Origin of the sequence: Roseobacter fucihabitans (genome assembly GCF_014337925.2) — a bacterium.
GTDB classification, from domain to species: Bacteria; Pseudomonadota; Alphaproteobacteria; order Rhodobacterales; family Rhodobacteraceae; genus Roseobacter; species Roseobacter fucihabitans.
The window spans coordinates 1,827,051-1,840,299 of record NZ_CP143423.1; the positions used below are offsets into that span (position 1 = coordinate 1,827,051).

Here is a 13,249-nt window from a genome sequence, read left to right on the forward strand (position 1 = left end):
ATAATGCCCTATGGATAAGACAATGCTGATCGCCCATATCTCAGATTTCCACGTCTTTGCCGACGCGCCCGAAACTTCCCTCGTGCGCGCGGATGCGGCTGATGCGGCGCGCAAGGTCATCGCGGATATCGCTGACCACCAACCAACTCTGGATGCGGTGCTTTTCACCGGCGATCTGACCGATGGCGGGTCGGGTGATGACTACGCGCTCCTCAAGGACATCCTTGCGCCGTTGGACATGCCGGTGTTTGTGGTGCCGGGCAATCATGACACCCGCGCCGGGCTGCGCGCCGCGTTTCAGGATGTGTTGCCGCTTGGGCCGGGGCCTCATCTTAACTACGCGACCCAACTCGGGGATCTGCGCATCCTGGCGCTCGACACGCTGGTGGAGGGTCATGTCCATGGTGCACTTGACCCCGCGCAACTGGGCTGGCTGAAAGACAACCTTGATCACGCCGCGACCACCCCAACAATGATCCTCATGCATCATCCGCCCTTCCCTTCGGGCTGCGCGCCGTTGGACGCCATGGCCTTGCGCGACGGTCGAGAGGCGTTTGCGGGCCTTGTGGCCGCGTATGAGGCACCGCTTTACATCTTTGCCGGGCACATCCACCGACCCTTTCAGGCGATCTGGCACGGGGCCTTCTGTCAGGTCGCCGGAAGCCCCGCGTTCCAGCACGCGCTTGATTTGCGCCCCGAGGCGCCCGAGCCGGGGGCGGTCAGCGAGCCCTATGCCTATTTCATCCTGCGCCTTGATCCGCAGCAAACCATGACAATTCACAAAAGGTGCGTACCCCTGTGACCCAAGCTGTAACAAACGACTGTATTCAAACCATCGAACGGATTGTGCTGGAGGCGGGCAAACTGGCCCTGTCGCATTTTCACAAACTCAGCACCGTTCCGGTGGAGGCCAAGGGTCACCTCGATCTGGTCACCGCCGCCGATAAGGAGGTTGAGGCCTTTGTCACGCAAGCCCTTGTCGCGGCTTTTCCGGAGGATGGTGTCTTCGGCGAAGAAGGTGCCGCGCGACCGGGGCGTTCGGGACGCACCTGGGTGATTGATCCGATTGATGGTACGTTCAATTTCGTGCGCGGGGGGGATCAATGGGCGATTTTGATCGGCCTTTACGAGGGTGGCGTTCCAACCTTTGGCGTGATCCATGTGCCGCTGCGTAAACAGACCCTTTTGGGTGGCAAGGGCATCCCCAGCACGCTCAACGGTGCCGCGATTGCGCAGCGCAAGGGCATGAAGCCGGGGCAGGCCTCCTGTGGTGTGGGGTTTCATCCGATGGTCCCGGTTGATCAGCGGCTGGAGACCTTGCGCTTTGTGCTGGAAGAGGCGCAGATGTCGTTTCGTTGTTGTGGCTCGGCGGCGCTGTCGATGATCGAAGTCGCGTTGGGACAGGTTGATGGGTATTTGGGGATGGGCGAATCCTCCTGGGATGTGATGGGGCCCGTGCCGATCTTGGAACAAATCGGCATTCAAACTACGCTGGATTGGACGCAATTTGACCTCAATGATAAATTGCGCTTTGCCTGCGGGACGCCCGAGTTTCTGAAGGCCGTCGCTCCAATTGTACCTTTCGGCACGACGCTGGATCTTAAATGATCGTGTCGTAACCGGCTGTATTTGAACAGAAAATATATGCCGCTCATTCCTTGCTTGCCCATTTCCCACCATGCACTTGGCGTTTGAACATGATCGCTGCCCTGGTTGATCGGGCGGTTTGAGCATCACTCAACCGTGCAGTGCAAAGCCCAGCCAAAATCGTGTTGATCCAGGCTTTAAGGCCCCGCAGAAATCAACCGCGCATATGGTGGTGTTTTCCCAGCCTTGCTTGGATCGCCGGAGCGCTACCTGTGAATTTCAAAGTTTTCTATATATTCGGTTGTATTCTTCGGCCATCCTCGCTTGAGTGTCACAAAAATGAAAAATGCTGCCCCTAGGCAGTGATCGACACTCAGGAGGATAAACGATCATGAAACATACATTACTTTCCAGCGCCTGTGCCATCGTGTTGGCCGGACCCGTCATGGCGCAGACCGAAATCGAATTCTGGCATGCCTTTACCGGGCGGTTGGGCGAATTGGTGGCCGAACAGGTCACGACATTCAACGCATCCCAATCCGATTATGTTGTTACGGCGTCCCACAAGGGCAATTATTCCGAAACGCTGAATGCCGGGATCGCGGCTTTCCGCGCGGGCGAGCAGCCTGATATCCTCATGGTCTTTGAGGTCGGCACGGCCACGATGATGGCAGCATCCGGTGCGGTCAAACCCGTCTATCAGGTCATGGAAGACGCAGGCGCGACATTTGACCAGGATGCCTATATCGGGTCGGTCAAAGGCTATTATACTTCCAGCGACGGCCAAATGCTGTCCCTGCCGTTTAACTCCTCCACGCCGGTTTTATGGGTCAACCGCGACGCGCTTTCGGCGGCAAATATCGACCCGGATGTGGATCTCTCGACATGGGAACAGGTCGGCGAAGTGCTGAGCCAGCTCAAAGACGCAGGCAACACTTGCCCGCTCACGACCGCCTGGCAAAGCTGGATTCACCTGGAAAACTTCTCTGCCTATCACGACACGCCTTTTGCGACCAAGGCCAATGGTTTTGGCGGCGTGGACACCGAATTGGCGCTGAATGGTCCGGCACAGGTTGCGCATATCGGCGCGATGGGGCAATGGGCGCAGGATGGCAAATTCATCTACGCGGGGCGTCGCAATGAGGGTGGCGCGAATTTCCGTGCTGGCGAATGCGCGCTCTTTACCGAAAGCTCTGCGGGCTATGCGGGTATCAAATCCGAGGCCGAATTCGAATTTGACGTGCGCCCCTTGCCCTATTGGTCCGCCGTGGCTGCCGAGCCGCAAAACACCATTATTGGTGGGGCCTCCTTGTGGGTCATGGAAGGGCAATCGGATGCAGAATATAAGGGCGTGGCCGAATTCCTGAACTTCCTCTCTTCCGCTGAAATTCAGGCCAAATGGCATCAGGATACGGGCTATTTGCCGATCACCAATGACGCCGCCACGCTGACCCGTGAGCAGGGGTTTTATGAAGCCAACCCCGGCACAGATGTCGCCGTGATTCAGATGACCGCCAAGGCCCCGACGGATAATTCCAAGGGCCTGCGTTTGGGCTCCTTTGACCAGATCCGCGGGATCATCGATGAGGAACTCGAAGCCGTCTGGGCCGGTGACAAGGACGCACAAACGGCGCTCGACAGTGCAGCCGAGCGCGGCAACGCCCTGCTGCGCCGCTTTGAGCAAGCCAACCGCTAAGGCATAGGCGCGCGCCGCATCCGCTGGGGCGCGCCGTTCATACCATGGAAAAACGCGTTACTTTCAAAGGCATCTGGTTGCCGCTGCTGCTGGTCCTGCCGCAGATCACAATCACGGCTGTGTTTTTCTTTTACCCCGCAGGCCAGGCGATTTGGCAGTCGCTCTTCATCCCCGACCCCTTCGGTTTGTCCATGCAATATGTGGGGCTGGGCAATTTCGAATATCTCTTTGGCGATCCGTTTTACCGCGCGTCTTTTGTAACGACGGCGGTGTTTTCCATTCTAGTCACCGTGGTGTCGATGGGCATCGCGCTCTATCTTGCCGTGCTGGCGGATCGGTTGATAAAGGGCTCCGGCGTCTATCGCACGCTGTTGATTTGGCCCTACGCCGTGGCCCCGGCTGTTGCTGGCGTGCTCTGGCTGTTCATGTTCAACACGCGCGTCGGCGTGGTCACCTGGTATCTCGGCCTTCTGGGCTATGATTGGAACCATGTGCTCAACGGCGAAGAGGCGATGGGCCTCGTGGTTGTCGCCTCCGCCTGGGGGCGGATCAGCTATAACTTCCTGTTCTTTCTCGCCGGGCTCCAGGCGATCCCGAAATCGGTGATCGAGGCGGCGGCCATTGATGGCGCGCGTTTCTGGACCCGGTTCCGCACAATTGTGTTTCCGCTGCTCTCGCCCACCACCTTCTTTTTGCTGGTTGTGAATATCGTCTACGCCTTCTTTGAAACCTTCGGCGTGATCCATACGATCACCGGGGGCGGGCCGCAGCAAACCACGACCATCCTTGTCTATAAGGTCTTCTCGGATGGCTTTGTGGGGCAGGACCTGGGTTCCTCGGCGGCGCAATCGGTGGTGTTGCTCTTCATCGTCGGGCTGCTCACCATCGTACAATTCAAATTCATTGAACGCCGGGTGCACTACTGATGGCGGATCGTACAGGCATGGTCGAAAAACGCGGCGCGGGGCTCTGGCTCACCCATCTGGGGCTGATCATCGGCTTGCTCTTCGTGTTCTTTCCGATCTGGCTGGCTTTTGTCGCCTCCACCGTGACGCAAGCTGAAATTGTACGCCCACCCATGCCGCTGCTACCCGGCGACCAGTTCCTGGAAAACTACAAACGTGCGCTGTTTTCGGGGATCAACGCGCCCGTGGCCTGGATGATGTTCAATTCTCTGATCATGGCGATGGGCATTGCTCTGGGCAAAATCGTGATCTCGCTGCTCTCGGCCTTTGCCATCGTCTATTTCAAATTTCCGGGGCGCAAAACATTCTTCTGGCTGATCTTCCTGACGCTGATGTTGCCGGTCGAGGTGCGTATCGTGCCAACCTATGAGGTCGTTGCGGGCTTTGGTATGCTCAACAGTTATTCGGGTCTCATCTTCCCGCTGATCGCCTCCGCCACCGCCACCTTCCTGTTTCGCCAGTTCTTCATGACCGTGCCGGATGAACTGGCCGAAGCCGCCCGTGTGGACGGGGCCAAACCGATGCGGTTTTTCTGGGACATCCTGCTGCCGATGAGCCGCACGAATATCGCAGCACTCTTTGTGATCCTGTTCATTTACGGGTGGAACCAATACCTCTGGCCGCTGCTGATCACCACGGATCCGTCGATGAACACCATCGTGATGGGCATCAAACAGATGTTTCCCTCGGGGGATGACACCGCCGACTGGCCGGTCATCATGGCCACCTCGATCCTCGCGATGATCCCTCCGGTGATCGTTGTGGTCTCCATGCAGCGCCTGTTCGTGCGCGGCCTTGTCGATAGCGAGAAATAACCCATGGCCACAGTCAGCCTCAAAGATGTTAAGAAAACCTTCGGCAAAACCGATGTGATCCACGGCATCGACATCGACATCAAGGACGGTGAATTCATCGTGATCGTCGGGCCATCTGGCTGTGGTAAATCCACACTCCTGCGTATGGTCGCGGGTCTCGAGACGGTGACATCCGGCGCGGTGCATATTGACGGGGCGCGGGTCAATGATCTGGAACCCATGGACCGCGACATCGCCATGGTGTTTCAGAACTACGCGCTTTATCCGCATATGTCGGTTTTTGACAATATGGCATATGGCCTGAAAATCGCCGGGACCCCCAAAAGCGAAATTGCGCAGCGTGTCGATACGGCCGCCAAACTGCTGCAACTGGAACCCTACCTCACACGGCGTCCGCGTGAATTATCAGGCGGTCAGCGTCAACGGGTGGCGATGGGGCGGGCGATTGTGCGCAAACCTTCGGTGTTTCTCTTTGACGAACCGCTGTCCAATCTGGATGCGAAACTGCGCGTGCAGATGCGTTTGGAGATCAAACAGCTTCAGCGCCGCCTCGGTGTCACCTCGCTTTATGTGACACATGATCAGGTGGAGGCGATGACGCTGGCGGACCGGATGATCGTGATGAACGGCGGTGTCGCGGATCAGATCGGTGCACCGCTTGAGGTCTATGCCAACCCTGCGACCGAATTTGTCGCCGGTTTCATCGGCTCGCCGCCGACGAATTTCATGGCGGCTGATCTTGCACAGGCGCGCCAACCTGGGTCCGGGACATTGGGTGTGCGCCCGGAGCATATGAACATCGCCACGATCAATCCGCGCGTGAGCGGCGTTGTGCTCTATAGTGAGGCGCTGGGGGCGGAAACGCTTGTCCATGTGAAACTGCCCGATGGCGCAATGGTCACGGTGCGCCAACCCGCATCCGATGCCTTGCCGCAAGAAGGAGCTGCGGTTGGTCTGAGCTGGTCGGATGCAGATGAGATGCTCTTTGATGCCGCAGGTCGGCGTTGCGACTGAGCCCGACCCGAGCAGTGTTATAACCCTGCCAACGCATATCAAAACTACGTTTTGGATCGGATCAGCGTCAAAAACCTTCTATTTTTCGCATAAGCGCCTATGCTTGACCCTTATTAAGGTAAATAACTTTCAAGGTGGGCAGAGATATGAGCTGGCCGAACCGCGCGCGGGCAATCCTCCCAATTCGGGTCAAGGATGAGGCGGATAGATACCGAATAGCCAATATTGAGGTGATCCGCGACACGCTCGCAGGCCAGGGACCGCATCGGACCGTGGCGGACCCCGAACAGGGTATGCGTGTGGTGTTCAACATCTCGGCCAAAAACGCCTTGGCCTTTCTGGATGTGCAGTCTGGCAAGCCGGGGCGCGGTGCCTATCTGAACCGCCGGGCGGCGGCGCGTGTCGTGGGGCAACCTCTGAAGGGGTCTACCATTCGCGACCGTGTGGATGATGTGCTCGCCGATATCGCACCCGGCACCCTGAGCGCGCAGAATGCCCATTACGGTGCCATGGAGCTAAACGGCACCGGCATGGCGTATTTCGGGGACATCTGTCTGGTGTTGAAAACGGCTGCGGTGCCCCAGAATACGTTGACTTTGCTTCGCAACAGTTACGATCTGACGGTCGCGCCGGTTGTCGCAAATTTATATGTGCCGGGGGATCGTACCCGGACCCATAAACGCGCGGTTCGACGCGTGCGTGAATGGGCGGGGCTTTGGTCGCAGGATGTACCAGATATGGCGGTGGTAAAGCTGCTCCAGCATGCGCCACCGAGCGAGAGGCGCTTGACCACCGGTCAGATATCGGACCGGCTTCTGGAGGATGAGGATTACATCGAGGTGGTGCTTGCGGCGGGTTTTACGCCCGCGGATGTTCATGAAATCCGGCTGTCGGCGCAGGACGTGGCCAAGCAGGGGCATATCGCGGATGCTCTGACGCGGGGGCCTGTGTCTTCGGTCTGTGACCTCCTGTGGCGCCATCGCCGACGGGCGGTGCAGGCTTTGGCACAACGTTCAGGTATGCGATGCCGTGTCGTTACCGCAACTGGTCGGAGCCGCGCATGACGGCGCTCTTTTTCATAGATGCGCTTGATGGTGACGGTGGTCTTGCCTTTGCCAGTACGCGCGGCGCGGATTTATTGGCCCCATCGCTGAGCGGGCAATCCCGGTCCTGGCGCATTGCGGCCCCTGATTTTCAGCCCGAACCGGTGGGCTCTCGTGCGATCGGACTGGCCGCCGCTACGCGCTCCTTTCAGCTGGGGTTTTCGCTGGATGGGGAGAGTGAGGTTGGTTTTCCCACGCTTGACGCGTTGGTTGAATTTGTCAGGCGGCTTTATCTGTCGGGGGGCGGCGGGGATGGTGCTGCGGGGCTTGGACCGACGCCGCCCGCGGGGCCAGAAGGCGCGCCACCTGCTGATATCGAGCCGACAACGCTGAGCGAAGGGGAAAGCGACATTCAAAACAACCTTGCGCGTTTCGGTGAGCTGTATCAGGCGCGGATCGCGGACCTTGAGCGCCAGGGGGGCGTGCAATCGGGTGCGATATCAGCGGCCATGACGTTTGAGGCGTCATGGCACCGCGATGTCAGCGAATTGGGTCACGAAGCGGGGCTTCTTTTGGAGGTGGCCTTGCTTCATGTGGCAAAGGTGTTGGTGAAAACAGAGCCGCCTTTTGCGCGCCGTGATCGTGCCAACTGGTCGCAATCGGTCGGTGCACTTGATGCGGTCCGGCGGCGTTTGGGACAAGACAACCCATTTGAAGACCTGTCGGATTCTTCTCCCGGCCCTTGGCTCAAATTTCCAATGGGCTACGGTGGCAACCAGGATGCCTTGGATCTGTTGTCGGCCCTGCCGATTGGTGGATTTGTGCAAATGAGCCGGGCAGCCCCGAACGCGTATCACCGCGAAAGCTGGCGCAGCGTGGCCGATTTGTTTTTTGGCTGTCTGGCCAACCCCTCGCTTCTGAGCGACTGCCGACATCCCGTCGACAGGCAGGCGATTTTCGTGCTGGCGGGTATTTTGATCTATGATGGCGGGCGGGGGGCCTATGCGGTTTTGGGGGGAACTGATGCATCGCTGTCCCTGGGCTTCCTGATGCGCGACGTCATGGCGTGGTTTGCGGATCAAATGCCCACCCATGCTTTTGCCGCGCCGCTTGAGGATTTGATACAACAACAAGGCAGGGTCACGCCATGAAAGAGCCAGAGACGCCGGTTCAGGATTTGATGGAAGGTGATGACGAAGGGTTGATCCGCAAGCGGCTGTTTTCGCCCTCCTTGCGCGCGGCGTTGGATGCTAGTGAAGTGAGTGAGCAGCCCAAACGATATTCGCTGGATGAGAGTATTCGTCGCCGCAGTCTTGAAAACATGAAATCTGGCAACTTCAGCGGCTATAGTTCAAGTCGCTGGAGTGTGTTTGGATTTTTGGCGGCGGTGGCGCGTAGTGATGGCGTCACGGGGAACGGTGCCGCATCTATCTTTAACCGACAAAATGAATTTGTGACTGGTAAGGAGCAAGAGGACTTTAGCCGGTATACATGGGCGCGTGCGCGCGGCACGCAAGAAATGGCCGAATTGTTGCGCGGCGCCATTGAATTGCGCAGCGCGACAGGTGGCAAAGACGCCTATATCGGATTGCGCCATGTCTTGATTGGTGCACTTCTGGGAGAGGTGGACGGTTTCGACTCTCTCCGGAAGATGGCAGAAGGCGGGACTGATCCCATGGTTCTGGCGCAATCCATTGCCGATTTTTGCCTCAAAGACATGGAGCCGGGCGAAGACCCGGACGTTTGGCAAGAATTTATTGACGAAGCCCTACCCTCAGCTCTTGCCCTCGACATCCGTCCGCGTCGCGCCGAGGAGGTGGCCACGCCGGGCAATGACGATCCTTGGGCGGGCGATGTGATTGATCGCTCCGGGGCCACGCTGGAGGCGGAGGCCTTTGCTTCGATGATCTGCTGGCGCGACCTTGATCCGCCTCTGGCCGTGGGCGTTTTTGGCAATTGGGGGACGGGTAAATCTTTCTTCATGCGCCTTGTGCATGATGCGATTGAACGACGCTGCGTTGCGGCGCAAAAGACACAGGACGGCGACACCGAAGAGCGGTTTCTGGATCACGTGGTGCAGATACGTTTCAATGCCTGGCACTATGCGGAAACCAACCTCTGGGCCTCTCTGGTGGATCATATCCTCACCAAACTCGACGCCTGGGCCAAGGCCCATAGCCAGGGTGACACGTCCGACCGGATGTTTGAGCAACTCGACAGCGCGCGGGACTGGACGCTGAGTGCGGCGCAGGACCTGGTGGAGCGACGGCGCGCCAAGCGTGAGGCAGAGGCGGAACTGTCCACGGCACAGGCGGCGCTGGAGCATAAGCAGGAACAGATTGCGGATGATCCCAAACTGTGGATGAAGGCCGCTTGGGATGAGGTGCTCGAGAGCGATGTTACCCCTGCGGCCAAAAAGGCGGCGCGTGATCTGGGGTTGTCCCAGGAGTTGCCCGAAGGCGTCGATGACATGCGCAAGGCAATGGAGCTTTACACGGCCGATAAGGGTCCGCAATCCAGCCGCGCGTGGTTGCATTTTATCGGCAGCAGACCCCTTTGGGGCATTGCGCTGGTCGCAGGGATTTTGCTGTTACCGATTGTGCTGACAGCGGCGCTTGCGGGGACGGCAACCTCTCCGGCGGCGGGGATCGTGGCGGGGATTATCGCCCCGGCGGTTCTGTTCCTGAGCAGCGTAACGCGGGGCCTGAGAAAAGCGCATGGGCACCTCAGCGCGGTCCATGTCAAGGTCAAGGAGGCCATGGCGCGTGAAAGTGCAAAACAACAACGCGCCCAGGACCTTGCGCGCGCCGAGTTGGAAGCGGCACGACAGGCAGAAGCCAGTGCCGTCGAGAAGTTGCGTGAGAAAGAAGCGGCATTGGATGCGGCGCGACTGGAATATCTCAGCCAGGAGGGCAAAGGGCGTATTCTCAAATTCGTGCGCGACCGTGTCAGCGCAGGCGATTATCGCCGTCAATTGAGCTTTATCGCGGAAATCCGGCGTGATTTTGATGAATTGAGCCTGTTGATGAGCCGTAAATCCCCGCCCCACGGCTCCGAAGAACGCCGCAAACAGCATGAAACCCGCGTCAAAGACCTCATCGCGGCGGCGCAAAAGGAGGGGCTGCTTGAGGGTCCGGAAGAAGAGCGGCTGCGTGCGACCTATGCGCCGCTTGAAGCGGGTGCCGAACCCCCGGTTTTCGAACGGATCGTTCTTTATATTGATGATCTGGATCGCTGCCCTGCGGATCAGGTCGTGATGGTGTTGCAGGCGATCCACCTGCTGCTGGCCTATCCGTTGTTTGTCGTCTTTGTGGCGGTGGATGTGCGGTGGTTGCAGGCGGCATTGGCGCAGGCTTATCCGCAATTTCTGGATGAGGATGAAACCGCCACCGCCGCTGGAACAGCCACGCCGGGGGATTACCTGGAGAAGATTTTCCAGATACCCTATTGGGTGCGCCCGATGACAGCCACAAACACGCAAGATTTACTGTCCGATTTGATGCGGGGAGGGCCGTTGCGGGAGCCCGAATCGGACCTCGATGCATCTGTGCAGATGGCCGAGCCGGCACCGGATGTCGAAACACCCCATGCGCCGCTGGAGACGGAAACCGAAACCCCGACAACACATGAACCGGCACAGACGTCCGATCCACTTGCCCCGGTACGTCTGGAATTCAGCGATGAGGAAAGAGAATTCGTCAAGGCGCTGGCCGGGGGGCTTGATGGCTCCCCGCGCAGATCTTTGCGGTTTGTCAGCTCCTATCGGCTGATCAAGGCCAGCCTGCCGCCCGGACAGCGCAAGAAGATGCTTCAAAGCGGATATAAACCCGTGCTGGCCTTGCTCGCTTTACAGGTCGGCCAGATCGATCAGATCGATGGTCTGGACCCTTTTCAGGCTGTGACGCGCCAGATTGCCACCGCTCCGATGGAATTGCTCAACTGGGCCGGTCAATTGGAGGCCTCTGCGGGACGCGAGCGGCTTTTGCATGTTCTGAGGACCTTTGAGGACGCGGAGGGCGACTGGGCGGATCTCGCCGAATACAGTGGTCTGGTCGCGCGGTTTAGCTTTGTTACCGACCGGGCCTGAAGGGGTTCAGGGCTGAAACAGCGGAAAACTGACGCCGAGCGCCCATGCCAAGACGAAACCCAGGGCCATGCCACAGGGCAAAGGTCCCGATTTTGCCGCCGCGCTGCGCCCGATGGTGCCGAAAACCGCGTAAAACAGCAACAGGACCGGCGCAATCATGATCAGGAAGAACAAACCCTCAAAATCCAGAAACACGGCGATGGCCAGTGACACAAGGAACCCGCCTCTCAGGCAGGCGCGCCGGAGCAGGGAGGCCTGCGTGCTCAGGACGGTGTCCGCGACCATATAGGGGAGGGTGCCCAGTAAGATGATCGCGATGATCCAGAGGCGTTCGGACGTCGGCATGAAATTGGCAGCGTAGCGATCCAGCGCAAAGGCAAAAATCGCGCAGAAGGCGAGCAGCATGGCAAGCCCACCAAAGGGGCCGCGCCCTAAAGTGGCGCGCCAAAAGCGCAGCAAACCCAATTGGATTACACCAAAGATCAGCAGATGCAGCATCAGATAATCCGCAACCAGCACCGGCAGGAAACTGGGTTTTAACGGAACGGCGAGGAGGGGGGCCACCAGCACCGGGGCACCCAGCGTGATGACCATTTGCAGGCGGCTCGGGGGCAGGGCGACAGGCTCGCGGGCGGGCAGAAAGGAGATCATGTTATAAAAAAGCGCGACCAGCCCGCCCAGCAGGCCAAGGATCGCCCACCCCGTTGGCAGGATGCGCACGTCAGATTGGCGGTTGAAATACCCATCGAGCCAGATCAGCGTTTCGCGGCGCGCCACACGGCTTTGCAGCACCGAGACATGTTCGTTGAACGGGGCCGCAACAGCGCGGCGCGTAATACCATCTTTGGACAGTGTTTCGCCCTCAGAAGCGTCAGGCGTGATCATCTGAACCGCCTCCAGGCCAAAACCGCGCAAGCCCGCCTCCCAGGCCCCGCTGACCAGCAGGAGGTTGAGCGGCTTGGTGGCGGTGATTTCCTGTGAAAACGCCGAGATCAAAACCATCGGCCCGATATCGTCGCGCTCTGCGGCGGCGCGCACGAGAATATCGGTTGCCATCGAATGACCAATGAGGACGGTTTTGCCATTGTCGTTGGTCACGGCGTCGATGACCCGTTGTGTTTGCGCCACAAGCAACCGCGTGGTGCCCTCTATGGCGCTGACATCCCCCGACATGGGCTGGCTGTGGCGTCCATGCCCCATGAATTCGAAGGCAAAAACATTGTAACCCGCCCGCGCCAGTGGCAAGGCATACCCCTGCATCATCTGTTGCGAACCCGCAAAACCATGCGCCAGAACGACCATGGGACCGGGCCCCGTGGTGTAATGCGTGACCGGTGTTGCATCGATCTCAAAGCTTGAAATCTGCACCCCGATCCGCGCGGTTTCCAGGACGGCAACGGATATGATAATCACAAGAGCGGCGATGAGCGCGTTCACCACATACAAGCGTCGGCGCGGATATGACCGGATTTTGCGTTGCATTTCGGGCGGGGCTCTTTCTGGCGCTGGTGCGTGGGGTGTTATGACGGGCGATGCCCTGCCTCCTTGAGCGGGGAGCAGGGCATCGATGTTCTTGGCTGCGTATGTCACGGGATGTGGACCCCACAGGCGACCGTTTAATGGTATCTCCCGAAGGGCCTATTGCAAGGAATTCAGGCCAATTATATTCCCCTCCGTATCCTGGCACAGTGTGACCCAACCAAATGCGCCGATTGAGAATTTGGGTCGGATCACGGTTCCGCCTGCCTCTGCCACGCGCGCTTCTTCGACAGCACAGTTTTGCACAGAGAAATAGATCGTGGTGCCCCCAACTCCGGGACGCCCGTGTTCGGATTTGCTCAAGGCACCGGCGGCACCATAGGCGCTCATATCGCCCGGAAAGCTCATCATTTGTGTCTCGCCCGTTGGATCTTCCATGCGCTCAAGCTTGCACGCCAGCACTGTTTCGTAAAAAGCCACGGCGCGGTCCAGGTCGTCTACGTGGATGTCGAACCAACCTACTGCATTCATCTTTGACATGTCTCATTCCTTTTTAATGTCGA

At 58.8% G+C, this 13,249-nt stretch carries 11 protein-coding genes; 9 read left to right on the forward strand and 2 right to left on the reverse strand.

The features are described from left to right. The first annotated feature begins 22 nt into the window (after window positions 1-22). From ROLI_RS08885 to ROLI_RS08925, 9 genes are all read left to right on the forward strand, one after another. Entirely contained in the window at window positions 23-802 is a 780-nt protein-coding gene (locus ROLI_RS08885; RefSeq protein WP_187429942.1) for a phosphodiesterase, read from the forward strand. Further along, window positions 799-1,608: an inositol monophosphatase gene (locus tag ROLI_RS08890; protein WP_187429879.1), complete on the forward strand. Its 810-nt coding sequence runs from the start codon at window positions 799-801 to the stop codon at window positions 1,606-1,608. The genes ROLI_RS08885 and ROLI_RS08890 overlap by 4 nt, the downstream gene beginning before the upstream one ends. 370 nt (window positions 1,609-1,978) lie before the next feature. Then, complete coding sequence (gene ugpB, locus ROLI_RS08895) at window positions 1,979-3,283, forward strand: sn-glycerol-3-phosphate ABC transporter substrate-binding protein UgpB (RefSeq protein WP_187429880.1); 1,305 nt, start codon at window positions 1,979-1,981, stop codon at window positions 3,281-3,283. A 44-nt stretch (window positions 3,284-3,327) separates the two neighbouring features. Beyond that, window positions 3,328-4,209, forward strand: a complete 882-nt coding sequence (ugpA, locus tag ROLI_RS08900) for a sn-glycerol-3-phosphate ABC transporter permease UgpA (protein ID WP_187429881.1) — start codon at window positions 3,328-3,330, stop codon at window positions 4,207-4,209. Between the two features lie 17 nt (window positions 4,210-4,226). Next, a complete protein-coding gene (gene ugpE, locus ROLI_RS08905; RefSeq protein ID WP_187429943.1) occupies window positions 4,227-5,063 on the forward strand; it encodes a sn-glycerol-3-phosphate ABC transporter permease UgpE in 837 nt (278 codons plus the stop codon). 3 nt (window positions 5,064-5,066) lie between these two features. Next, window positions 5,067-6,077 carry a sn-glycerol-3-phosphate ABC transporter ATP-binding protein UgpC gene (ugpC, locus tag ROLI_RS08910; RefSeq protein ID WP_187429882.1) on the forward strand — a complete coding sequence of 337 codons (1,011 nt, stop codon included), beginning with the start codon at window positions 5,067-5,069 and terminating at the stop codon, window positions 6,075-6,077. Window positions 6,078-6,223: 146 nt separating this feature from the next. Then, window positions 6,224-7,141, forward strand: a complete 918-nt coding sequence (locus ROLI_RS08915) for a hypothetical protein (protein WP_187429883.1) — start codon at window positions 6,224-6,226, stop codon at window positions 7,139-7,141. Beyond that, complete coding sequence (locus ROLI_RS08920) at window positions 7,138-8,271, forward strand: hypothetical protein (RefSeq protein ID WP_187429884.1); 1,134 nt, start codon at window positions 7,138-7,140, stop codon at window positions 8,269-8,271. The genes ROLI_RS08915 and ROLI_RS08920 overlap by 4 nt, the downstream gene beginning before the upstream one ends. Next, complete coding sequence (locus ROLI_RS08925; protein ID WP_187429885.1) at window positions 8,268-11,207, forward strand: P-loop NTPase fold protein; 2,940 nt, start codon at window positions 8,268-8,270, stop codon at window positions 11,205-11,207. The genes ROLI_RS08920 and ROLI_RS08925 overlap by 4 nt, the downstream gene beginning before the upstream one ends. A 6-nt stretch (window positions 11,208-11,213) precedes the next feature. Here the strand turns inward: ROLI_RS08925 and ROLI_RS08930 are convergent, their stop codons facing one another. Continuing rightward, window positions 11,214-12,689 (reverse strand): alpha/beta hydrolase, encoded by a 1,476-nt coding sequence (locus ROLI_RS08930; protein ID WP_187429886.1) that lies wholly within the window; start codon window positions 12,687-12,689, stop codon window positions 11,214-11,216. 156 nt (window positions 12,690-12,845) lie between these two features. Continuing rightward, window positions 12,846-13,226 (reverse strand): VOC family protein, encoded by a 381-nt coding sequence (locus ROLI_RS08935; protein WP_187429887.1) that lies wholly within the window; start codon window positions 13,224-13,226, stop codon window positions 12,846-12,848. Between the last annotated feature and the right edge of the window lie 23 nt (window positions 13,227-13,249).

Excerpts from the sequence above, each read along its gene's own strand:
- ROLI_RS08885 (WP_187429942.1), top strand. The coding sequence starts at position 23 with ATGCTGATCGCCCATATCTCAGATTTCCACGTCTTTGCCGACGCGCCC.
- ugpB (WP_187429880.1), top strand. The coding sequence starts at position 1,979 with ATGAAACATACATTACTTTCCAGCGCCTGTGCCATCGTGTTGGCCGGA.
- ugpA (WP_187429881.1), top strand. The coding sequence starts at position 3,328 with ATGGAAAAACGCGTTACTTTCAAAGGCATCTGGTTGCCGCTGCTGCTG.
- ugpE (WP_187429943.1), top strand. The coding sequence starts at position 4,227 with ATGGTCGAAAAACGCGGCGCGGGGCTCTGGCTCACCCATCTGGGGCTG.
- ugpC (WP_187429882.1), top strand. The coding sequence starts at position 5,067 with ATGGCCACAGTCAGCCTCAAAGATGTTAAGAAAACCTTCGGCAAAACC.
- ROLI_RS08915 (WP_187429883.1), top strand. The coding sequence starts at position 6,224 with ATGAGCTGGCCGAACCGCGCGCGGGCAATCCTCCCAATTCGGGTCAAG.
- ROLI_RS08920 (WP_187429884.1), top strand. The coding sequence starts at position 7,138 with ATGACGGCGCTCTTTTTCATAGATGCGCTTGATGGTGACGGTGGTCTT.
- ROLI_RS08925 (WP_187429885.1), top strand. The coding sequence starts at position 8,268 with ATGAAAGAGCCAGAGACGCCGGTTCAGGATTTGATGGAAGGTGATGAC.
- ROLI_RS08930 (WP_187429886.1), bottom strand. The coding sequence starts at position 12,689 with ATGCAACGCAAAATCCGGTCATATCCGCGCCGACGCTTGTATGTGGTG.
- ROLI_RS08935 (WP_187429887.1), bottom strand. The coding sequence starts at position 13,226 with ATGTCAAAGATGAATGCAGTAGGTTGGTTCGACATCCACGTAGACGAC.